19 protein-coding genes, 1 tRNA gene and 1 pseudogene are annotated in these 20,500 nt (G+C 65.5%); 6 read left to right on the forward strand and 15 right to left on the reverse strand.

All coding sequences use genetic code 11. From position 1 onward, the window contains the following. Positions 1 to 168 precede the first annotated feature (168 nt). Together MF607_RS04025 and MF607_RS04030 are read right to left on the reverse strand one after the other, a co-directional pair. Complete coding sequence (locus MF607_RS04025) at positions 169 to 840, reverse strand: porin family protein (RefSeq protein WP_242116157.1); 672 nt, start codon at positions 838 to 840, stop codon at positions 169 to 171. A gap of 91 nt (positions 841 to 931) precedes the next feature. After that, the gene (locus MF607_RS04030) at positions 932 to 1,519 is read right to left on the reverse strand and encodes a YqaA family protein (RefSeq protein ID WP_242116158.1); all 588 of its coding nucleotides are present in this window, start codon (positions 1,517 to 1,519) and stop codon (positions 932 to 934) included. A 228-nt stretch (positions 1,520 to 1,747) separates the two neighbouring features. Here MF607_RS04030 and MF607_RS04035 point away from each other — a divergent pair, with 228 nt between their 5' ends. Further along, positions 1,748 to 2,155 (forward strand): response regulator, encoded by a 408-nt coding sequence (locus tag MF607_RS04035; protein ID WP_242116159.1) that lies wholly within the window; start codon positions 1,748 to 1,750, stop codon positions 2,153 to 2,155. Positions 2,156 to 2,340: 185 nt separating this feature from the next. Here the strand turns inward: MF607_RS04035 and MF607_RS04040 are convergent, their stop codons facing one another. From MF607_RS04040 to MF607_RS04055, 4 genes are all read right to left on the reverse strand, one after another. Further along, a complete protein-coding gene (locus MF607_RS04040; protein ID WP_242116160.1) occupies positions 2,341 to 3,024 on the reverse strand; it encodes an anti-sigma factor in 684 nt (227 codons plus the stop codon). After that, entirely contained in the window at positions 3,017 to 3,580 is a 564-nt protein-coding gene (locus MF607_RS04045; protein WP_242116161.1) for a sigma-70 family RNA polymerase sigma factor, read from the reverse strand. Before MF607_RS04045 ends, MF607_RS04040 begins: the two co-directional genes overlap by 8 nt. Before the next feature lie 208 nt (positions 3,581 to 3,788). After that, positions 3,789 to 3,864 (reverse strand) — tRNA-Trp (locus MF607_RS04050). 103 nt (positions 3,865 to 3,967) lie between these two features. Beyond that, on the reverse strand, positions 3,968 to 5,722 hold the full coding sequence (locus tag MF607_RS04055) for a fatty acyl-AMP ligase (RefSeq protein ID WP_242116162.1): 1,755 nt from the start codon (positions 5,720 to 5,722) through the stop codon (positions 3,968 to 3,970). A 126-nt stretch (positions 5,723 to 5,848) separates the two neighbouring features. Here MF607_RS04055 and MF607_RS04060 point away from each other — a divergent pair, with 126 nt between their 5' ends. The 5 genes and pseudogenes from MF607_RS04060 to MF607_RS04080 form a co-directional block, all read left to right on the forward strand. Further along, positions 5,849 to 6,379, forward strand: a complete 531-nt coding sequence (locus tag MF607_RS04060) for a regulatory protein RecX (protein ID WP_242116163.1) — start codon at positions 5,849 to 5,851, stop codon at positions 6,377 to 6,379. Between the two features lie 65 nt (positions 6,380 to 6,444). Further along, the gene (locus MF607_RS04065) at positions 6,445 to 7,029 is read left to right on the forward strand and encodes a cold-shock protein (protein ID WP_242116164.1); all 585 of its coding nucleotides are present in this window, start codon (positions 6,445 to 6,447) and stop codon (positions 7,027 to 7,029) included. A gap of 4 nt (positions 7,030 to 7,033) precedes the next feature. Continuing rightward, the gene (locus MF607_RS04070; protein WP_242116165.1) at positions 7,034 to 7,525 is read left to right on the forward strand and encodes a DUF192 domain-containing protein; all 492 of its coding nucleotides are present in this window, start codon (positions 7,034 to 7,036) and stop codon (positions 7,523 to 7,525) included. A gap of 45 nt (positions 7,526 to 7,570) precedes the next feature. After that, positions 7,571 to 7,963, forward strand: coding sequence for an NADH:ubiquinone oxidoreductase subunit NDUFA12 (locus tag MF607_RS04075; protein ID WP_242116166.1), 393 nt, complete (start codon positions 7,571 to 7,573; stop codon positions 7,961 to 7,963). A gap of 215 nt (positions 7,964 to 8,178) precedes the next feature. Beyond that, a pseudogene (locus MF607_RS04080) lies at positions 8,179 to 8,412 on the forward strand (DUF2155 domain-containing protein); the annotation flags it as partial. A 35-nt stretch (positions 8,413 to 8,447) separates the two neighbouring features. On the opposite strand, the gene aat reads toward MF607_RS04080, so the two are convergent. The 9 genes from aat to MF607_RS04125 all read right to left on the reverse strand — a co-directional run bounded on the left by aat (position 8,448) and on the right by MF607_RS04125 (position 20,453). Beyond that, on the reverse strand, positions 8,448 to 9,188 hold the full coding sequence (aat, locus tag MF607_RS04085; protein ID WP_242116167.1) for a leucyl/phenylalanyl-tRNA--protein transferase: 741 nt from the start codon (positions 9,186 to 9,188) through the stop codon (positions 8,448 to 8,450). A 48-nt stretch (positions 9,189 to 9,236) separates the two neighbouring features. Next, positions 9,237 to 10,286, reverse strand: a complete 1,050-nt coding sequence (locus MF607_RS04090; RefSeq protein ID WP_242116168.1) for a c-type cytochrome — start codon at positions 10,284 to 10,286, stop codon at positions 9,237 to 9,239. Continuing rightward, positions 10,283 to 10,876 (reverse strand): cytochrome c oxidase assembly protein, encoded by a 594-nt coding sequence (locus MF607_RS04095; protein ID WP_242116169.1) that lies wholly within the window; start codon positions 10,874 to 10,876, stop codon positions 10,283 to 10,285. The genes MF607_RS04090 and MF607_RS04095 overlap by 4 nt, the downstream gene beginning before the upstream one ends. Next, on the reverse strand, positions 10,873 to 11,253 hold the full coding sequence (locus MF607_RS04100; RefSeq protein ID WP_242116170.1) for a hypothetical protein: 381 nt from the start codon (positions 11,251 to 11,253) through the stop codon (positions 10,873 to 10,875). The genes MF607_RS04095 and MF607_RS04100 overlap by 4 nt, the downstream gene beginning before the upstream one ends. Next, positions 11,250 to 13,775, reverse strand: coding sequence for a cytochrome c oxidase subunit I (ctaD, locus tag MF607_RS04105; protein WP_242116171.1), 2,526 nt, complete (start codon positions 13,773 to 13,775; stop codon positions 11,250 to 11,252). Before ctaD ends, MF607_RS04100 begins: the two co-directional genes overlap by 4 nt. Then, positions 13,772 to 14,746: a cytochrome c oxidase subunit II gene (coxB, locus tag MF607_RS04110; RefSeq protein WP_242116172.1), complete on the reverse strand. Its 975-nt coding sequence runs from the start codon at positions 14,744 to 14,746 to the stop codon at positions 13,772 to 13,774. Before coxB ends, ctaD begins: the two co-directional genes overlap by 4 nt. Positions 14,747 to 14,886: 140 nt before the next feature. Next, positions 14,887 to 16,284 (reverse strand): glucoamylase family protein, encoded by a 1,398-nt coding sequence (locus MF607_RS04115; protein WP_242116173.1) that lies wholly within the window; start codon positions 16,282 to 16,284, stop codon positions 14,887 to 14,889. Positions 16,285 to 16,356: 72 nt separating this feature from the next. Further along, positions 16,357 to 19,416 carry a TonB-dependent receptor gene (locus MF607_RS04120; protein WP_242116174.1) on the reverse strand — a complete coding sequence of 1,020 codons (3,060 nt, stop codon included), beginning with the start codon at positions 19,414 to 19,416 and terminating at the stop codon, positions 16,357 to 16,359. Continuing rightward, entirely contained in the window at positions 19,413 to 20,453 is a 1,041-nt protein-coding gene (locus MF607_RS04125) for a LacI family DNA-binding transcriptional regulator (RefSeq protein WP_242116175.1), read from the reverse strand. Before MF607_RS04125 ends, MF607_RS04120 begins: the two co-directional genes overlap by 4 nt. Positions 20,454 to 20,500 lie beyond the last annotated feature (47 nt).

Raw genomic sequence — 20,500 nt, forward strand, 5'->3', positions numbered from 1 at the left:
TTCGTTAACGGTTTGACCGACCGCGGGACACAAGGCCCCGTCCGGTTCCTTCTGGAAACCGGCGCTGCCCATCCACGCTGTCGGATTGGGCATGGTATCTAGCGATCTAGCGCGAAGGAAGCAAGCGCAGGGGAGAACGGGGCGGCACCACCGCCGCCCCGTGGCCGATCAGAAGCGGACGCCGATCCCGACCCGCGCCTGGACGCGCATGAAATTGACGCCGTCATACAGCGTCTCCTTGGTCATATACTGGGTGGCGGCAACATCGCCCTTCAGATAGGCGCCACCGCCCACGCCGAATTCGGCGCCGGCACCGATATGATAGCCGTTGTAATTCTCGTTGGTCGCGAAATCGAGCTCGGTGCCCGGCGCATCATAATCGAGCTTCAGCTTGGCGTTCGAATAGCCGCCGCGCAGATAGAGCTGCGACCGAACACCCATCGGGAAGCCGACGCGGACGCCCGCATATTGCGCGGTGCCGGCCTTCTGGCACAGTTGGTCGCCACCGAAAATCGGGTCGCACTGCTTCTGGGTGGACTTGCCGATCCCGGCATAGGCGCCGAGCAGCACCTTGCGGCTGACGGCGAAGTCGTAGCCGATCTCGCCGCCATAGCCGATGCCGTCATAGCCGTCATAATATTTGGTGTTGTCTTCGAAGTAATTGCCTTCGAGCCGGTCATAGCCGACCATCGCCTCGATCCGCAGGCCCTGCAGCGGATTGCGCGGCAGGCGCTCGCGCATTTCAGGATAGGTCTGCGGCGCGGTCGGTGCGACCTGCGCGACGGCGGGCTGGGCGAACGCCATGGTTGCGGCCAACACGGCCGCTGCCTGAAACTTCATCGATAATCCCCCTTCGGTCCGCGCGGTTGTCGCGTCGGATGGCGGCCGTTATCGTATAAGGGTTACGAAGTCGCCCATACTTTGGTCCGGTTCAGAGCAAACTGACTGCCGCGAACCCGCCGACCAGCGCGACGACCAGCAGCGTGCCGATCAGCGTCAGCCGCTTCTCGATGAACGCCTGCACCGGCTGTCCATATTTCTTGAGCAGGAAGGCGATCAGGAAAAAGCGGAAGGCGCGGGTGATGGTCGCGGTCAGCACGAACATCGCGAAGTTGAACTTGGCCAGCCCCGACGCGATCGTCACCAGCTTGAACGGGATCGGCGTCAATCCTTTCAGCAGGATGATCGCCGCGCCATACTGCGCGAACCCGGCCTGGAACTTCGCTGCCTTGTCCTGCAACCCGTACAGGTTGATGACCCACGCCCCGACCGTATCCCACAGGAAATAGCCGATCGCATAGCCGACCATACCCCCGATCACCGACGCGATCGTACAGATCGCCGCGATCTGATAGGCGCGACTGCGATGCTGCAGGATGACCGGGACCAGCACCACATCGGGCGGGATCGGGAAGAACGAGCTTTCGCAGAAACTGACGACGGCAAGGCTGCGGACCGCGTGCCGATGGTTGGCAAGGCGAAGCGTCCAGTCGTACAGCGCACGAAACATCGTCGGCATCCATTCGGGGTCGGCGCGGGGTGCGGTTGGTCGCAGCGAGCGATATCGCGGACCAGCCCGCTGATCGCGCCGGGCTTAAAGCATGGAACGTGACGGCCGCGCAACCGCATAAACCGGGCGAGCTACCGTTTCGACCGTCGCGATCGGTGCACGCCCGGTCCCTGCCGGCCAATCGCCGTCGCTGTCGCTTTTGCCGCAACATGTGGCCGCGCGAACGGTTGAAGCGGCATGACCCTCTCCACCGTCCCCTTCGCGCTCGTCGTCGACGACGATCCCCTCATCCTGATGGATACGACGATCATTCTGGAGGAAGCCGGGTTTCGTGTGCACGAAGCGATGGACGGCGACGAGGCGAGAGGCGTGCTGGCCGAACATTGGGAAAGCATCGTCCTGCTGTTCTCCGACGTCGACATGCCGGGATCGACCAATGGCTTCACGCTGGCACGCCATGTCGACGAACAATGGCCGCATATCGAAATCGTGATCGCATCGGGGCATGTGCTGCCGGAAGAAGGCGACATGCCGGCCCGGGCGACCTTCATCTCGAAACCGTTCAATGCGCGCATGGTGCATCAGCATCTGGCGCAGACGCTCCCCGACGAAAAGAAGCCCGAACCGCTGGCCAAGGCGATCTGACGATATCCGACGCTGGCGAGCGCTATGGCGTGATGACAACAGGCAGAACCGTTCGTGCCGAGTAGGGGCTGAGCGAAGTCGAAGACCGGTATCGAAGCACTTGGCCAAGACGGTCCTTCGATACGCCATTTCGACAAGCGCAATGGCTACTCAGGACGAACGGGTCAGGGTCTTGTCATCCGACCCTAGGTCCGCGACAGCGGCCCGCTCGCCACGACGGGGCCGGTCGGCGTCGAGATCGGCGAACCGCCCAGCGGCTCGATCGAAACCGCCAGCACTTCGTCGGTCTTCGGCAGGGTACCCTCGGCGGCCGGCAGCATCAGCCGCGTGGCGCCGGTGCGGTCGAGCAGGCCGATCGAATGCGGCACGCCGTCGCGGATGATCCACAGCTGTGCGTCCTTGCCCTCGCGCGCCAGTCCGGCGGCAACGACGCGAACCTCGCGATCGGTGAGATCGATCGACGCGGCGAAGGGGGTTCCGTTCCGGTCGGTCGGCACGAGGACGGCCAGCATCGTCTGTTGCGGCGGAGGCGCCGGCACTGGCGCGACCGGCGCGTCGGGCCGGGCCAGCAGCAGCGCCACCGATGCCGCGATAGCCCCGGCCAGGGGTACGAACGCCCACCGGAACCGCGACCGCGGTACCGTAGCCGCCGTCGTCGCCGCCGGAAGGATCCGGTCGATGCGGAACGCGGGTGCCGGTTCCGCGCGATATTCGTCGAACATCGCCGCGAACCGATGCCGCCACCCTTCGACCTCGCGGGCGAAATGCGGGTCCGACAGCGATCGGCGCAATGCCGTCGCCTGTTCGCTGCCCTCCAGCAGCCCGAGCGCGAACTCGGCCGCCATCATATCGGGATCAGGATCAGGCATCACCGACAGATCCACGCAATTGCAACAACCCGCGTCGAACCCAACTCTTCATCGTCCCGATCGGAACGTCGCGGGCGTCGGCGATTTCGGCATAGGTCATGCCATGGACGAACGCGGTACGGATCGCGTCACGCTGCGGCGCGCTCAACTCGTCCAGACAGTCATATAGCCGCTGCACGGTTTCGGCGCGTTCGGCCGCGACGCGCTGATCGGGCCGCTCGTCGGCGACGTCGACCGCCTCTTCGATCGGACGCGTCGCCCTCCGGCCGCTGGCCCGAACCCAGTCGATCGACCGGTTGCGCGCGATCGTCGCCAGCCACGCGATCGGGTAGATCGATCCGACTTGAAACGCGCCCGCCCGTTTCCAGATGATCGTGTACACTTCGTGCAACACGTCTTCGGCCGAACTGCGGTCGCCACAGATGCGCAGGCAGATGCCGAACAGCCGCGCCGACGTCATGCGGTACAGTTCGCCCAGCGCATCCCGGTCCTCGGCTGCGACCCGCCGGAGCATTTCGCATAGCTGGATCCGCTCGTCCAACGTGTCCGTCGTCATATCCCGCACCCGTCCTTGCTCGGCCCGTCGTCGATCGGACCCGCCGTGGTTATGCGCCAATGCGTTAGCGGACAAGGGGCAAGGGCGGGGATGCGTTGCGTGATCGTCTTTCGATCGTGCCGCGCTCGCGGAGGCAAGGCAGCATCCGGAAGGTCCTGACGATCCCGTTGTCGACAGCGCGCCGTATGACCTCTCGGCGGCGGTGCGCTGGCACGAGTGGAGGGATTCGAACCCCCGGCCCTCGGTTTTGGAGACCGATGCTCTACCAGCTGAGCTACACTCGTGTGCGGACGCGGCCTGTATCCCGGACGAACCGGAAGGGCAAGGCCGATTTGTGGTTAGGGGAGCGGCCGCTTGTAGGAAAGCGAAAAATGCCGCGCCGAACGATCAGGCGGCGATAGCGTAGGGCTTGATCTCGCCTTCCAGATACAGCTTGCGGGCCTTGGCGCGGCTGAGCTTGCCCGACGAGGTGCGGGGCAGGGTGCGCGGCGGGACGAGTTCGATGACGCAGTTCATGCCGGTAACCGACCGTACGCGCTCGCGAATTTCCTCGCGCAGCCGCTGGCGCTCGCCCTCGTCCGATGCGCGGCACTGGACCAGGACGGCAGGCGTTTCCTCGCCGCCCGGCGTGGTGATGGCGAAGGCGGCGATGTCGCCGGCCTTGAACCCCGGCAATTGCTCGACTGCCCATTCGATGTCCTGCGGCCAGTGATTCTTGCCGTTGACGATGATCATGTCCTTCGCCCGGCCGACGATATAGACATATCCGTCAGACAGATAACCCATGTCACCCGTGTCGAGCCAGCCATCGACCATGCAGGCGGCGGTCGCTTCTGGATCGCGGAAATAGCCGCTCATCAGCGACGGCCCCTTGCACCACACCTTGCCGATCGCGCGCTCTGGAAGCGGCGTGCCGTCCTCTTCGCGGATCTCGATCGCCATGTCGCGGACCGGTTTTCCGCAATTGACGATCGCGCGGTAGCGCTGCGGCCGGTCGGCGCGGCCGGCATGTCCGGAAAGCTCGGTTTCCTCGACAAGCTCGACGATGATCCCTTCGCCCGGCGGCATGATCGCCACCGCCAGCGTCGCTTCGGCAAGGCCGTAGGACGGCAGGAAGGCCGACGCCTTGAACCCGGCATCGGCAAAGGCGTCGACGAACGACTGCATCACGTCGGGACGGATCATGTCCGCGCCATTGCCCGCCAGCCGCCAGCGCGACAGGTCGAACCGGTCCGCCGCCTTGGTCTGGCTCGACATGCGCCGCGCGCAGATGTCGTAGCCGAAGGTCGGCGAATAGCTGATCGAATTACCCTGATTGCGGGTGATGAGGTCGAGCCATGCGAGCGGACGCCGCGCGAAATCCTCGGTCTTCAGATAGTCGGTCGACACCTGATTGGCGACGACCGACAGGAAACAGCCGACCAGCCCCATGTCGTGATACCAGGGCAGCCACGAGATGCAGCGATCTTCCTCGACCAGTTCCATGCCGTGGCTGTGCGCCGCCAGATTGTTGAGCAGCGCCGCATGCGTGATCTCCGTACCATGCGGGAAACGCGTCGAGCCGCTGGAATATTGCAGGTAGCAGATGTCGTCGGTCGACGCCCGCGGCAGGTCGGCGACCGGCGCATCCTTTGCCGAAAAGCTTTCCCAATCAATTCCTTCGACGCCGGCAATCCGCGCGGCTTCCCCGGCCATCGCTTCCAGTTCGGCGGGGTAGAACAGCGTCTTCGGATCGCAGCTGTCCAGCTGCACGCGGAGCTGTTCGACATAGGCTTCGCGCCCGCCGAACGATGTCGGCAGCGGCAGCGGCACCGGCCACGCACCGGCATAGACCACGCCGAAGAACAAGGCGGCGAACTCGGCACCGGTTTCGGCGATCAGCGCGATGCGGTCGTTGGGTCGCACGCCCTTCGCGATCAGGCGATACGCCTGTTGCAGCGCATCCGCGCGCATTTCGCGGAACGGATAGGCGCGCTTCAGCGTGCCGCGCGCGTCGTGGAAATTCAGCCCGCGCGTGCCCTGCGCGGCGTAATCCATCGCCTCACCCAGCGTCGCGAAGTCCGCGAACCGGCGCGGCAAGGCATCGACCGTCGGAGTCGCTTCCAGCGCGATTGCAACACTTCCTTCAAGATTCGTCGTCATTCTTGTCCAACTCTCGGCACCGTTCGCACGCGTTCGCGGCGTTCGAAGCGTGTCGCCATAGCGGCAAAGTGTCGCCCGGCACAGTTGATTTCAAAATCGCGACGCAGTGTGGCACAAACATGGCGCATGCCCCGTGACCCGCGCCGACCCTTGCCGCCGCTCGATCAGCCCGCTCTGGAGCGGGCTGCCTTACGGTATGTTGAACGATATGCAACGACGCGGGCGAAGCTGGTCGCCTATCTGACGCGCAAGTTGCGCGAGCGGGGGGCGGACGGGGTCGTCGATGTCGCGGCACTGGCCGACCGCATGGCCGAACTGCGCTATGTCGACGACCGTGCCTTTGCCGAGGCGCGGGCGGCCGCGATGACGCGGCGGGGGCTGGGCGCGCGGCGGGTGCGCGACGCGCTACGGCATGCGGGCGTGGCGATGGACGATAGCGACGCGGTGGTCGATACGCTGGACGAGGGGGCGGAGGCGTCGGCCATGGCCTTTGCCCGGCGCAAGCGGATCGGCCCGTTCGCTGCCGAACCGGTCGAGCGCGACCGCCGCGAAAAGCAGGTCGCCGCGATGGTCCGCGCCGGCCATGCCCCGACGCTGTCTCGCCGAATCGCTGCCATGGCGCCCGGTGACGCGGATGAGTCGGCGGGCGATTGGTAAATTTCAAAGAAACCGTCGCGTTCGTGAAACATCGTGTTACAAAGGGGGTCAGGGGGTAAGCAACGATGCGTCTGGAAGCGCGAACGATTGCCGATGATTGCGCGGTTCCGCCGGCGGCGGCAGCGGCGGTGTCCCATATACGCGACGATGTGGTCACGTCGGTTCGCGGTGTCGTCAAATGGTTCGACGTCACGCGCGGTTTCGGCTTCGCGGTGGCCGACGACAGCAGCCTGGGCGATGTGCTGATCCATTTTTCCGTGCTGGAGCCGCATGGCCGCCGCACCCTGCCCGAAGGCGCGATCGTCCTGTGCAATGCCGCCCGACGCAGCCGCGGAATGCAGGCGGTCGAAATCCTTGAGATCGACCTGTCGCTGGCGATCGAACCGGTCCGCCGCGCGGTCGAACGGCCCGACCGGATGGCGTTGGCCGAACAGGCAGGGCCGTTCGAACCGGTGTCGGTCAAATGGTTCAACCGGCTGAAAGGATACGGTTTTCTGGTCCGCGATGGCCAAGCCGGCGACGTGTTCGTCCATATGGAGACGCTGCGCCGCGGCGGCATCGAGGAAGTCGAACCCGATCAGCGGCTTGTCGCCCGCATCGTCGAGGGGCAAAAGGGGCCGATGGCCATTGCGGTCGAAACGGGCGAGTGACGGCGTGACAGGTTTGCGATTTTCGGGGCTGGCGGCGGTTGCGCTGCTGGCGGCGATCGGTGGCTGCAAGGGTGAAACCGCAGCCAGGGAAACGGTGTCGGAACATGGCATGACGATCAAGCCGGTCACGATCACCACCGCCGATGGCAAGGCGCATATCTTCAAGTCGGAAGTCGCCGCGAACGAGGCGCAGCAGCAGCAGGGGTTGATGTACCGTGCGCGACTGGCGCCCGATGCGGGAATGTTGTTCGCGCCCTATCCCCCCGACGGCGGACCGCCCAAGGCGGCAAGCTTCTGGATGGAGAATACGCCGAACGCGCTCGACATCATCTTCATCCGCGCCGACGGCACGATCGCGACCATCGGCGAGAATGCCGTGCCGTTTTCGCAGGCCAAGGTCGAATCGGGCGAGCCGATCGCGGCGGTGCTGGAGATTGCCGGCGGACGGGCGGGCGAACTGGGCATCGCCGCGGGCGACAAGGTGACGTGGAAATGATCCGCCCCATTGTCGCGGGCGTGGGCAGGCGCTAAGCGAGCGCGCATGGGAATCCTCGCGAACGTCTTCACCTGGTGGAATGGTGCCACCTTCGGCACCTGGCTCGGCTTGCGCGGCAAGACGCAGGTCGGGACCGACCATCTCGGCAACGTCTATTACCAGGGCGGTCGGGACACCGCGGGCAATCCGCGCCGCTGGGTGATCTATTCGGGATCGAACGATGCGAGCCGCGTGCCGCCCGAATGGTTCAGCTGGCTGCACCATCAGATCGAGGGCACGCCCGACGAATCGCTGCCGCCGGTGCGCCAATGGCAGCAGCCGCCGGTCGAGAACCAGACCGGCACCGCGCTCGCCTATCGCCCGCCGGGCGTTCTCGACAAGGGTGGCGCGCGCGTCCGGGCAACCGGTGATTACGAGGCGTGGAGCCCCGACGCGTGAATTCACGCCGCTGGCTGGTCGGGCTGGCGATCGTCCTGATCCTGACGGTTGCGGGCTGGTTCGGCTGGCAACGCTGGCATCGGCCGGCGGAAACGACGCGGCCCGCCTCGGCCGAGATCGCGGTACCCGACACGGTTCGTCCCAATCCGGGTGCGCCGGAAGTGGTCAGCGTCGATACCGGGCTGGACAGCAACCTGCTGGCCGGGGCGACGCCGATGGCCGAGCGGGTCGCGGTCGTCGGCCTGCTCAACAAGCGTAACGGCGAAACCCGCGACCTGACGCTAAAGCCCGGACAGGCGACGCGCGTCGGCGACGTGATCGTCCGTCTGCGCGCCTGCGAACGCACCGCGCCGTGGGAGCAGGAGCAATATACCGGCGCGTTCGTGCAGGTGGATGTACTGGGCGCGGATGCCAAATGGCGGCGGCCCTTTTCGGGTTGGCTGTTCAAGGAGCGTCCGGCGCTGAACGTCGTGCTCCACCCGATCTACGACGTCTGGCCCAAGAGCTGCACGATGTCCTTTCCCGACAGGGGGCCGGACACGGTATCGGCGGGTGCCGCCGCGGCATCGTCGGGCACGACGCCGCGTCGGTCGAGCGCGTCGAACGCGGCGGTGGCGAGCCCCGAAGCCCCCACCGAATCGAACCCCAGCGCACCGGCCAACAGCACCGAATAGGTTTTGCGCGACACCTCGACCGCGCCCATCGTTGCCAGATGGTCGGTCAGGAACTGGCAATCGAGCAGTTTGAAGCCGCCGACGCGCAGCCGTGCGACCAGCCATGCCAATGCGACCTTCGATGCGCTGGGGGCGCGGCTGACCATCGATTCGCCGAAAAATGCCTGACCGAGCGCAAGGCCGTACAGCCCGCCGGCAAGGCGTTGGCCGTCCCAGATCTCGACCGAATGGGCCAGCCCCATTTCGTGCAGGCGGATGAAGGACTGTTCGATGGTGCCGTTGATCCACGTCTCTGGCCGGTCGGAGGCGCTTTCGGCGCACAGGCGGATGATATCCTCGAACGCATGGTCGGCGGTGACACGGTAGCGATCGGCCGCGATCAGCTTGCGCAGCGAGCGCGACAGATGGAACCTGTCGAGCGGCAATATGCCGCGCAGCTTCGGTTCGACCCAGTAGATGCCGGGCGCGTCGCGATCGTCGGCCATCGGAAAGATGCCGCTGGCATAGGCGCGCAGCAGCGTTTGCGGGTCCAGTTCGAACAGGGGCGCCATCGGCCGCACCCTATCGCCCTGCACGGTGCTGGCAATGGCCCCGGCCGCTCATTCGCCGGCGAGATAGCGCGCGACCGGTTCGATCATATCCTCCGGAATGCGGCGGGCAATGACGGGCATCGTCGCCTGATCCTTGCGCGCGTCGACCACCTCCTTCTCGCCGCGCCAGTGCCGCAGGCGTTCGGCGATATAGACCGCGCGCTGGCCGTCGATCACCGGGAAGCGCTTGTCGCCGGCGGCGTCATGGCAGCTGCGACAGGCGGGAAGCTGCTTGTCGGGCAGGCCGCGCTCGACGATCCGGCGGGCGGCGACGTCGCTGTTGCCGCCGCGTCCGGGCGCAATTCCGGGCATGGCGGCGAAGCGGCGGGCGAGGGCTATGCGTTCCTCCGGCGTCAACTGCGCGGCGGCGTTCGACATGACCGCGCTCTGGCGCTTGCCGGTGGCATAGGCTTCGAGCGCGGCGGCAAGATAGGCGGGGTCCTGTCCGGCGAGGATCGGGATATCTTTTTGACCGCGACCCAGGCCGTCGCTGCCATGGCATCCGGCGCAACTGTCGAACCGGCCATTGGCCGCGCCAAAGCCTTGCGCGTTGCTGCCCGCCAGCACGCGATACTGCTCGGGCGTCATCGTCGGCAGCAGGCGGACGAAGGCGACCATGCGCTTGACCTCGTCCGGGCGATCCTTCGCCGCCCAGGCGGGCATGCCGCTGAACTTCACGCCATGTTCGAGGATCCAGAACAGCTGCCGGTCGGTCCATTCCTTCGCATTCTTCGACAGGTCGGGGGCGGGGGGCGTCGCCTTCTGCATCAGCGGCAGCGGACGCACGCCGGGCGCGCCATGGCACGAGGCGCAGGACGATGCGTAATAGCCCGCCGCGCTCACCAGCCCGCTATCGTCCTTCGCCTCCTTCGGTGTCGAAAAGGCGGCGCGGGTCTGCACCGAATTGCGCATGACCCAGTGCAGGAACCAGTCGGTGATCGCCCAATGGCCCGACGACGCGGCGACGTTGAACAGCCCCGACCACGCATAGGCCATGCCGAGCGCGAAGATGCCGAGCAGCGTGACGATGACGCGCTTCCACGTCAGGCGGATGGTCATGGCTGCGGCTCCGGTTGGCGCAGTAAAGTGGCGAGCAGCGCGAGGCCGCCGAGGAAATAGCTGGCGGCACCGACCAGCAGCATCACGACCCCACCCAGTTGCTGGTCGGCAAGCGCGTCGTGATGCCCATGCGCCATCGCCGGGTAGAGCGGGCGGGGGGCAAGGCCGATCAGCGCGCCGAGCAGCGTCATGTGCATCGAGGTCAGCAGCAACGCCCCTACGCCCGCCGCACGGCGATCGGGACCAGCGCCAAGCACCGCCGCCCAGAGGAGCCATCCGGCGGCGAGGAACATCGCCTGTTCGACGATCATCGCCGCGATATTGCTGTCGGCGAGCAGGCGCAGCGCGGGCAGATGCCACCCCCAGACGGTGGCCAGTTCGACCAGCGACATGGCGAGCGGGGTGACGATATGCGGCCAGCGCTGCGCCGGGTCATAGCCACTGCCGGCAAGGCCGAAGGCGATCAGGGGTGCTGCGACCGCGACCGCGATCATGTGTCCGGCCATATGCCCGACCATGCCCGCCTGTGCCGCCGCCGCCCAACCGATCGGCAACAGCATCAGTCCCGCGATCAGGCTGACGCGCCTCATCGGCAATCCGTCAGGAACAGCACGGGCGCTGCGGTGAAGAGGACGCCGACGAAGCTGAGCGCGGCGAGCAGCACGGTCGAGAAGGCGAGGAAGCGCATGCGGTCGCTGTCGGTGCCTTCCTCGTGCGGCGGGGTGTCGCCGGGGACGCGCGACTGGAGGTGGGCGATGATCCCGGCACCGGCGATCAGCAGCAGCGCGACGATGGTGCCGACGGCGTAGAGGATCGGCAACCGGGGGAAGCCGCCGACCTTCGCGCAATGGATCGCCGCCCAAAGATAAGAAAACAGGAAATGCGCCGCCCAGACGGTCGGCGGGACGATCAGCGTCCACAGCGTCACCTTCAGCCGGGTGACCATGCCATGCAGCCCGCGTTTCATGCGACCCCCGGGAACAGGCCGATCGTCGCGTAGGTGACGATGGCGGTCAGTGCCATGAAATGCTGATAGACGGTGATGTTCCGCAGATCGGCGTCATAGCGGGGCGTCATCCGCCCGGCGATGCTGCGGACCAGCGTATAGCCCTGCATGATCGCGCCCACCCCGGCATGGGCGGTGGTCCAGATGACCAGAACCCACACGATCGCGGGATAGCTGTGCAGTTCGGGATCGAGCCCGGTGGTCAGCGGCCCCTGCAACCCGGCCCAGATGCCGGCGAGGCTGGCGGCGATGCCAATGACCAGCAACAGTCGCGCAGTGCCGACGATGCCGCGCCGGTTGGTTTCGCGCGCTGCCACGGTCGTACCCCAGCTCAATGCCGCCAGCGCCAGCGCGACCATCGGCCAGAAACTGCCGGGGCCGTCCATGCCCGGACCTGAAGGTGGAAATTCGGGATGCACCGTCCAGAAAAAATAATAGCCGAACACCAAACCCGAAAAGGCGGTCGCGTCGGCCATCATCGTGATGAACATCGCCCACCATCCGGGCGCGGACGAGCCCGAGACATAGAGCGGCAGTTCGATGCCATGCCCGATCGGCTTGCAGTCCTTTTCCGGGATCTCGGCGGTCCCGGTCCATAGCCAGTAGAGGACGAACCCCAATGTCGCGACCGCGCCGGCCAGCGACCACCAGTAGAGATGATAGGTGGTCAGGATGAAGACGCTGCCCAGCGCGATCGCGGTCAGCATCGGCACCCAACTGGGCGTGCCCAACCGCACCACATAGAGCGGGCGCGCGTCAAGCACCGTCGTCACGATCGTCTCGCGCCGGCCCTCTTCGGCATCGGGAAGGAAGAAGCGGCCCTCATCGACCTTCTTCACGAAATCCTTCTGGTCCCAGATCGGATAGCGGCTTTCGATCAGCGGGACCGAACGGATGCCCCAATCCTCGTCATCGGGATGCGCCAGCCATTCGAGCGTACCGGCATTCCACGGATTGCGCGGCGCCTTTTGCCGCCATGGCGAGCGGGCGAGGTCGAAACAGATGATCGCGGTACCGGCTGCGAACAGATAGGCACCGATCGTCGAGGCGAGGTTGAGATAATCGATGCCGAGTTCGCTGGGATAGGTGAAGACCCGGCGCGGCATGCCGTACAGGCCGCTGAAATGCATCGGGAAGAAGGTCAGGTTCGCCCCGACGAACAACGTCCAGAAGGCGGTGCGCCCGAGCCGGTCGGACAGTTTCTTGCCGGTAATCAGCGGCCAATAGTAATAGAGTCCGCCGAACAGCGGCAGCAGCGTGCCGCCGATCAGCACGTAATGGAGATGCGCCACGACGAAATAGGTGTCGTGTGCCTGCCAGTCGAACGGCGCGATCGCAACCATCACGCCGGTCAGCCCGCCGATGACGAAGATGGCGAGGCTGCCGGTCGCGTAGAGCAGGGGCGTCGACCATTTGACCTTGCCCGCCCAGAGCGTCGCGATGAAGGCGAAAATCTGGATGCCGGTCGGGATCGCGACCGCTTCGGATGCGGCGGAGAAGAAGGCGAGACTGATCTTGGGCAGGCCGGTCGCGAACATGTGGTGGACCCACAGGCCGAACGACAGGAACGCGGTGCCGACCGCCGCCAGCACGATCCACGGATAGCCGAGCAGGTGGCGCTGGGCGAAGGTCGGGATCATCATCGCGAACAGCGCGATCGACGGCAGGAAGACGATATAGACCTCCGGGTGGCCGAAGATCCAGAACAGGTGCTGCCACAATAACGGATCGCCGCCGCGCGCCGCGTCGAAGAACGGCCAGTTGAGCAACCGCTCCATTTCGAACAGCACGTCCCCCGCGATCAGCGGCGGGAAGGCGAACAGGATCATTACCGCGACGACGAGGATATACCACGCATAGAGCGGCATCAGGTTCAGCCGCATCCCCGGCGGGCGGCATTTCAGCACGCCGACGATCAACTCGACGGCGGCGGCCACCGACGACACCTCGATGAACGACAGGCCGAGCATCCAGATATCGGCACCCAGCCCCGACAGGTCGGTGCGGGTGGTGAGTGGCGGGTACATGAACCAGCCGCCATCGGGCGCGGCGTTGAAGAAGATCGACCCGCCGACGAACACCCCGCCCAGCAGGAACGACCAGTAACCGAACGCCGACAGGCGCGGAAAGGGCAGGTCGCGTGCGCCCAGCAGCTGCGGCAGGAGAATGATCGACACCGCCTCGAACATCGGCACGGCGAACAGGAACATCATCATCGAGCCGTGCAGCGTGAACAGCTGGTTGAAGGTGTTCGCCGATACCAGATCGTTCTCCGGCACCGCCAATTGTGTCCGCATGATCAGCGCCAGAACGCCCGCGAACAGCATGAAGCAGAAGGCGGTCAGCGTGTACCACACGCCCACCCGGTTGTTGTTGCAGTCGGTCCAGCGCAGGAACAGTCCCTGTGGCGGTGCCCATACGGCGCGGAGCCGGTCCTCCTGCGCGGCGCGGAGCGCGGGGTCGTCTTGCGCGTGCAGGCTCATTTCATGCTTTCCAGATAGGCGGCGATCGCCTGCGCATCTTGGCGCGACATTTGCGGATAGGCGGGCATGCGCGCGCCGGGTTTGACCGCCGGCGCATCCTCGATGAAGCGGACCAGCGCGGCGCGGCTCATCGGCTGGTTGCCTGCACCGAGCGACGTGCGGCTGCCGACATGGGTCAGGTCGGGACCGATCTGCCCGGCGGCGTCGGTCCCGGCAATGGCGTGGCAACCGGCGCAGCCATTGGCGGCGAAGGCGCGCGCGCCCGCAGCCGTAGCGGCGGCGGGGGCGGCAGGGCGGCGCTCGTTCGCCAGCCACGCGTCGAACGCGGCCGGCTCCATGGCGACCACATCGAACGCCATGAGCGCGTGGCTGAGCCCGCAGAACTCCGTGCAGACGCCGCGGAACGTACCGGGCCTCGACGCGCGAACGATCAGGCGGTTGGTCCGCCCGGGGATCATGTCCATCTTGCCGGCCAGCCCGGGGATCCAGAAGCTGTGGATCACATCGCCGGCGGTCAGATCGAACTGCACGGTGCGGCCGACGGGCACGCGGATCTCATTGGCGGTGACGACCGGCGCAGCGCCGGGCGGCTGATACTGGACGCGCCACCAGAATTGCTCGCCCTCGACGGCGATGCGCAAATCGCCTTGCGCGACCGGCAGCGGCCGCATCGCGGGAAGGCTGTAGAGCAGCAGGCCGAGCAGGACGACCACCGGCACCACGCCGCCGACCCAGCCGATCAGGCGCATGCCGCTGGACAGCGTCAACCGCCCCTCAGGCGCGCGGACGGCGGTGATCATCAGCGCGGCCACGCCGGCGGCGATCACGATCGCGCCGACCAGCATGACGATGGTCAGGTGACGGACGGTCGCCGCCTCTTCCCCGAAAACCGTCAGCGCCGATTGATGCCGGTTACAGCCCCCCAGCACGAACAGCGCGGCCACGCCGCAACTGGCTTTGACGCCGCGCATAATCCCCCTTCGACCCGCGCCGGATTATACGGCACGGTAGCGAAACGAGATACCAGCGCTTGCGTTCCACCACGATGTCGATCGGTCCAGGGAGCGCCGGCCGTAGCCCGGATGAGGTGTCGGCGCGGGCGCGGCGACGTTCAGCCGATCCAGCCGCCGGTGAAGCCGGCGCGTTCCAGTCCGCGACGGATATGCGGATTGCGCCGCATCACTTCCCAGATCATGCCGCTGCGCTGATTCTCGATCATCAGCACGATCGGTCCCTGATCGATGCCGAGATAGTCGCCATCGACCCAGCCGATGCCCGGAACCAGCCTGCCATGCTTGAGCGGTTCGTCGGTGCGGGTCAGCGTCGGGTTGAACGAGTCGAGGAACCCATATTTGTCGTAGATGCCGGCGCCGTAGCGCGCGTGCATCTTGGCCACCATCGGCGTGACGATTTCCGGCGCAAAGGCGATCGATCCGAGCGCCGCGGTCGGGGCGAGCGTGCCGTCGTCGCGCTCGCCGGGGCCGCGCGCCGAATAGCTGAAGAATTCGCGCTGGCGGCCGTCGATCGTCACCGTGAAATCGCCGGGACCGTCGGCGGCGGTCAGGCCCCAGCAATCGTCGCCATAGCCGACCTTGCCGCCTGGATTTTCATTGGCATAGGCGCGCTGGGCGTAGGTCGCGCGGCGGCTGTTCTCGAAATAATCGATACCCTTGGACGCGATATAGGGATCGCGGATGCCGCGGAAATCGATCCAGACATGGCTGTACTGGTGCCCGAACATCGGCGCGAACTGCAGATGCGGCTCGCCGTACGCGTTGCCCCAGCTCTTGTCGAACTGCTGCGTCAACGCGCCCCATGTCGCGGGCGGCAGCGGATGCGTCGGGCTGGCCAGCGCCAGCACGTACAGGATCATCCCCTCGTTATAGATGTTCCAGTCGGACCGGATGAAGCCGCTTTCGGGATGCCACCCCATCGATACGAAGGGCGGGCGTGGCACGATCCAGTCCCATTCGACCGCGTGATAGAGTTGCTCGGCAAGATCGCGGATGCGCGCCTCCTGCGGGTCGGCACGATCGAACCAGCTCTGCGCGAACAGCACGCCGCCCAGCAACAGCGCGGTGTCGATCGTCGACAGTTCGCATTTGGCGAAGCGCAGCCCCTTGGTCACGCCGAGGAAGTGGTAGAAAAAGCCCTTATAGCCGCTGAAGCCGGTCTCGCCGTCGCCCTGCGGCGCCCTGGCGAGGAATTCGAGCGTGGTCAGCGTGCGTTCGCGATGTTGTTCGCGGGTGATCCAGCCCTGTTTCTCGCCGACGCCGTACGCGGTCAACGCAAAGCCGATCGCGGCGATCGAGGCGAAGCTGGGCGTCGGCCACCGATCGGGCGCGAGGCCCGTCGCGGCATCGGTCGTGTCCCAGAAGAAGCGGAACGCGCGCTCCTGAATATCCAAAATAAGATCGGGCGAAGCGCCGGAGCCGACGCCGGTCCGTGCGGTGCATCCGGCGACGAGCGCCGCGGTGCTGGCGGCAAGGAAATGACGGCGATCGATCACGGGCAAGCCCCTTTTACTAAATACAAAAATGCCGGGACGGGCAGGCGCCAGTCCCGGCAGGGTAGGGAAGGGTTAGAAGTTGAAGCCCGCCGACAGCTTGATCGTGCGTGGCTGGTTGCCGCCGATGCTGAACGACGAACGCTCGCCATAGACCGATTGCGATCCGTCGGTCCGGCTGTTGTCGAGTGCGTTGTTGTTGAAGTCGATGTAGTTGCGATCGTTCATCAGGTTGATGATGTCCACGCGGAAGCGGATCCGGGCGGTATCGTTGACGAACCGGATCGGAATATACTTCGTTGCCGCCACGTCGAGCTGACGACGACCCCATTGATCGCCCAGGCTATCGCGGAACCGGCCGACGAAGTTGCGCTGGTACGGGTTCGAGCTGTCGAACGACGTCACCATGAACATCGGCGATTCGATCGAGAACTTGCTCGAGAGCGTCAGCCCGATCGGCGTGTCGACGCTACCCGCCATGACGAAGCGGTGGCGCGGCACGCCCGCCGACCGCAGCGTCGGGTAATCGTCGATCGACGGGAAATCGAGGCTGAAGGTTTCGCCGAACTGCCGGTTTTCCGACGCTTCGGTGAAGGTATAGGTCGCGTCGAGGCTCCACGGCGATGTCGGCGAATAGGGCTTGGTCAGCTTTACATAGGCCGAATCCGCGTCGGTCTTGAGCCCGTTGTCGCCGATGATGATCGACCCGAACCCCGGCGGGGTGAAGCCGAACGGCGACTGCGGCGTCGGGTTCTGCGCGGTCGGAGCGGGGGCGAAGAACGACCCGTCGGGACGACGATTACCCAGCAGATACACGAAGCCGTCACGGCTCGAAATGTGCTGATAGCCGACTTCGAGTTCGATCGGATTGAACCGCGACCGGAAGCCCAGCGAGAACTGGTCCGAATACGGCATCTTCAGATCGTTCTTGATGAAGCGCAGTTCGCGTCCGCCGCCGGTGCTGCTCTGCGCCAGCTGCGCGCGGCCTTCGGCGGTGAGGTAGATCGGGTTCCACGCGATGCAGGTCGACGATGGTGTGCAGGGGTTCAGCTGGTCCGCGCCCTGGAACAGGAAGGTCCGCTGCTGGAAGGCGCCGACCGAAAGTTCCTGCTGAAGGAAGTCGAACTGGTTGCGGTCATACGACCGGCCGAAGCCGCCGAAGACGGTGAAGCGGCCATCCTCGTCGACGCGATAGGTGAAGCCGACACGTGGCTGGATGGCGCCCATGAACGCCTTCCGGTTGTTACCGGTCGAGATATAGTCGTTGATGTTATAGTCGGCGTTCTGCAGGTTCGGATACTGCGCCGCGGAGATTGCGGTCAGGTTCGACTGCGGCGTGACGAAGTCGAGAAATGCCGGCGTGCGTTCGTAATCCCAACGCACGCCAAGGTTCAGCGTCAGGCGGTCGGTAACATCCCAATCGTCCTGTGCGTAGATGCCGAACTGGAAGTTCTTCGATTCAATGGTCGAGCTGCCGAAGCCGCTGGGTGCACCGAAGACGAGGCGGTAGGGCACATCCGTCTGGAAGCCGTTCTGGCTGAACAGATTCACGTCATAGGTATAGGAACCGTTGATGTTGTTCTGTTCGAGCGTGTTGAGGTTGACCCACTTCGCCTTCACGCCCGCCTTGAAGGTGTGCCCTTCTAGGCCGGTGAAGGTGAAATCGTTCTGAACGGTCCAGCCCTTCTGGCCCTTTTCCTGGAAGTTGGTTCCGCCACCGATACGCAGCAGGTCGATACGCCGCGAGCCGGTGTCGGTGATTTCGGTACGCTGGAAGAACTGGTTGATGTCCTGTTCGACCGGACGTGGCGACCATACGACGTCTTCGTACGACACGCGGAAATCGTTGATCCAGTTGTCGGCGGTGTGCTGCCACCGGGCAAGGCCGCGGATATCCTTGACCGAGTTGTTGGTGCGGGTCGAAAACGCGCTGATTCCGCTGCCAAGGTCGTCGCCGCTTTCCTTGCGATACTTGCCGGAGAATTCGAACAGGTCTTCCGCCGTCGGCGACACGTCGATCTTGCCGAAGATCAGGTCTTCATTGAACGTGTTGGTGAAGTTGCCGAAGCGCGAACGCAGTTCGGCCGGGATGACGTTGAGGTCTACGCCGTTGCCGGGCAGCACGTCGACCGGGCGTTCCTGCCGCTTGCCTTCATAGCTGACGAAGAAATGGGCGATGTCCTTGACGATCGGACCGCCCAGCGCAACGCCGTACTGCATGTCCTTGGTATCGACCTTGGCGACACGCGTCGGGAACAATTCGGTCGGGCGGCGGTCGCGCAGATCCTGGTTGGTGTAGTCGACGAACCCTTCGCCATGGAACTCGTTCGTGCCCGACTTGGTGCCGGCGACGATCGCGACCGAGCTTACCTGGTCGAACTCCGCCTTATAGTTTGACGACAGTACCTGATATTCGCCGATGGCGAGCTGCGGGAAGGGGTTGCCTGGCGAGGAATCCTGACCGGTGACGCCGTTCTTCAGGACATAGTCCTTCTGGCTGACGCCATCGATAAAGACGTTTACCGAGTTCGAACGCTGCGCACCGCCCTGCAGGCGGGCCTGGCCGTTGGCGCCTTCCTCAACGAAGCGGACACCCGGTGCGAGGTCCGCAAAGGCGAGAAAGTTGCGATTGTTCTGCGGAAGCTGCTCGATCAGGCGCTGGGTGATGTTGATGCCGACCTGACCACCCGACAGGGTACGAATCCGGCTACCGGTGACGACGATCTCGTCGTCGTTCGATGCAACGCTACCCGGATCGGTTTCGGTCGTCTCCCCCGCCGGAGCCGCTGCGGCAGTCGTCAGATCGATGTCGAGCCCGGCATTCTGTCCGACCGCCAGCGTGAATTCGTCCGAATTCCGCGTGCCGTTGGTAAGCTGGATCTCCAGCCGGTAGGTCCCGGCACGCAAGGACGCAAAATTGTACGTACCATCCGCCCCTACGGTTGCGACGCGGCGAATTCCGGTTGCGACTTCGACCGCCGTCACCTGCGTGACACGATTATCGGCCGGCGAAGTGATCGTACCGCGCAGCGACGCCTGTCCGACCTGGGCATAGGCGGCAACCGGAGCGACGACCGCCCCCGTCGCCAGCGTCGTCGCGGCGGCGAGTGCCGCGCGGATCATGGTCTTCCTCATGCGTATATTCCCCTTGTTCCCCGGTGTTCCGGGTCTTCCCTTGGTGAAGTGGTTTCGCGCACGATCAGGGTCGGCGCGCGAAGTTCGATGCTGCGGTCGTCGGCCCCGCCGATCTGGTCGGTCAGGCGCGCGATGGCGCGTTCGCCGAGTTCGGCGATGTCGATGCGCAACGTGGTGAGCGTAGGCGAGATCAGCCGGGCGAGGGGGATGTCGTCGAAGCCGGCGACCGCCACCCGGTCTGGCACCGCCACCCCGGCCCGGCGCAAGCCCATCAGGACGCCGATCGCCATCATGTCGTTCGCGGCGAATACCGCATCGACGTCGCTCCCCTCCCGAGCCATTTTTTCCGCTACGGAAACGCCCGACTCTTCGAGAAAGGTTCCGCGCTCGATCAACGGTTCGAGGCCGGCGGCGGCAATGCCGGCGCGATAGCCGTCCATCCGTTCCTCCGCATCGATATTGCCGACCGGCCCCGCGAGATGCAGGATGCGGCGGCGGCCGGTCGCGACCAGATGATCGACCATCGCCCGTGCGCCCGCGATATTGTCGAGACGCAGTTCGGGACGCGGCTGGTGATGCGGCGCGCAGTTGACCAGCACGACGGGCACCCCGGTCGGCAGATGTGCGAACAACTGGTCGGGATCGATATGCGGCGCCATGACCACCATGCCGTCGACCCGCCCGCGCATCGTGCGCAGCGCCTCGACGCCCCGGGCCGGATCGGCATGCATGTTCGACAGCAGCAGTTGCAGCCCGCGCGCCGACGCCTCGCGGTCCATGCCGCGCAACAGTTCGGAGAAGAATTCGCCGTGCAGTTCGGGCAGGACGACTCCGATCGCGTTCGATCGCGCGAGGCTCAGCGAGCGCGCGCCGGCATGCGGCACATAGCCTAGCCTGGTGGCGGCGGCATGCACCCGTTCGCGCAGTTCGGGACGGACATTGTCGTGACCGTTCAGCACGCGCGACACCGAGGCGACGGATACGTCCGCCGCGCGAGCCACATCGCGGATGGTGGCGTTCGCCATGCCGTTGGTCATTCCACTCCCTGCGTCGCTACGCCCATCGCAGCGAATCCGTCGGCTTC

The sequence above is a fragment of the Sphingomonas lacusdianchii genome (assembly GCF_022664395.1).
Taxonomy (GTDB): Bacteria; Pseudomonadota; Alphaproteobacteria; order Sphingomonadales; family Sphingomonadaceae; genus Sphingomonas; species Sphingomonas lacusdianchii.

Coding starts and splice junctions, on each gene's coding strand:
- MF607_RS04025 (WP_242116157.1), bottom strand. CDS start 840: ATGAAGTTTCAGGCAGCGGCCGTGTTGGCCGCAACCATGGCGTTCGCC.
- MF607_RS04030 (WP_242116158.1), bottom strand. CDS start 1,519: ATGCCGACGATGTTTCGTGCGCTGTACGACTGGACGCTTCGCCTTGCC.
- MF607_RS04035 (WP_242116159.1), top strand. CDS start 1,748: ATGACCCTCTCCACCGTCCCCTTCGCGCTCGTCGTCGACGACGATCCC.
- MF607_RS04040 (WP_242116160.1), bottom strand. CDS start 3,024: ATGCCTGATCCTGATCCCGATATGATGGCGGCCGAGTTCGCGCTCGGG.
- MF607_RS04045 (WP_242116161.1), bottom strand. CDS start 3,580: ATGACGACGGACACGTTGGACGAGCGGATCCAGCTATGCGAAATGCTC.
- MF607_RS04055 (WP_242116162.1), bottom strand. CDS start 5,722: ATGACGACGAATCTTGAAGGAAGTGTTGCAATCGCGCTGGAAGCGACT.
- MF607_RS04060 (WP_242116163.1), top strand. CDS start 5,849: ATGCCCCGTGACCCGCGCCGACCCTTGCCGCCGCTCGATCAGCCCGCT.
- MF607_RS04065 (WP_242116164.1), top strand. CDS start 6,445: ATGCGTCTGGAAGCGCGAACGATTGCCGATGATTGCGCGGTTCCGCCG.
- MF607_RS04075 (WP_242116166.1), top strand. CDS start 7,571: ATGGGAATCCTCGCGAACGTCTTCACCTGGTGGAATGGTGCCACCTTC.
- aat (WP_242116167.1), bottom strand. CDS start 9,188: ATGGCGCCCCTGTTCGAACTGGACCCGCAAACGCTGCTGCGCGCCTAT.
- MF607_RS04090 (WP_242116168.1), bottom strand. CDS start 10,286: ATGACCATCCGCCTGACGTGGAAGCGCGTCATCGTCACGCTGCTCGGC.
- MF607_RS04095 (WP_242116169.1), bottom strand. CDS start 10,876: ATGAGGCGCGTCAGCCTGATCGCGGGACTGATGCTGTTGCCGATCGGT.
- MF607_RS04100 (WP_242116170.1), bottom strand. CDS start 11,253: ATGAAACGCGGGCTGCATGGCATGGTCACCCGGCTGAAGGTGACGCTG.
- ctaD (WP_242116171.1), bottom strand. CDS start 13,775: ATGAGCCTGCACGCGCAAGACGACCCCGCGCTCCGCGCCGCGCAGGAG.
- coxB (WP_242116172.1), bottom strand. CDS start 14,746: ATGCGCGGCGTCAAAGCCAGTTGCGGCGTGGCCGCGCTGTTCGTGCTG.
- MF607_RS04120 (WP_242116174.1), bottom strand. CDS start 19,416: ATGAGGAAGACCATGATCCGCGCGGCACTCGCCGCCGCGACGACGCTG.
- MF607_RS04125 (WP_242116175.1), bottom strand. CDS start 20,453: ATGACCAACGGCATGGCGAACGCCACCATCCGCGATGTGGCTCGCGCG.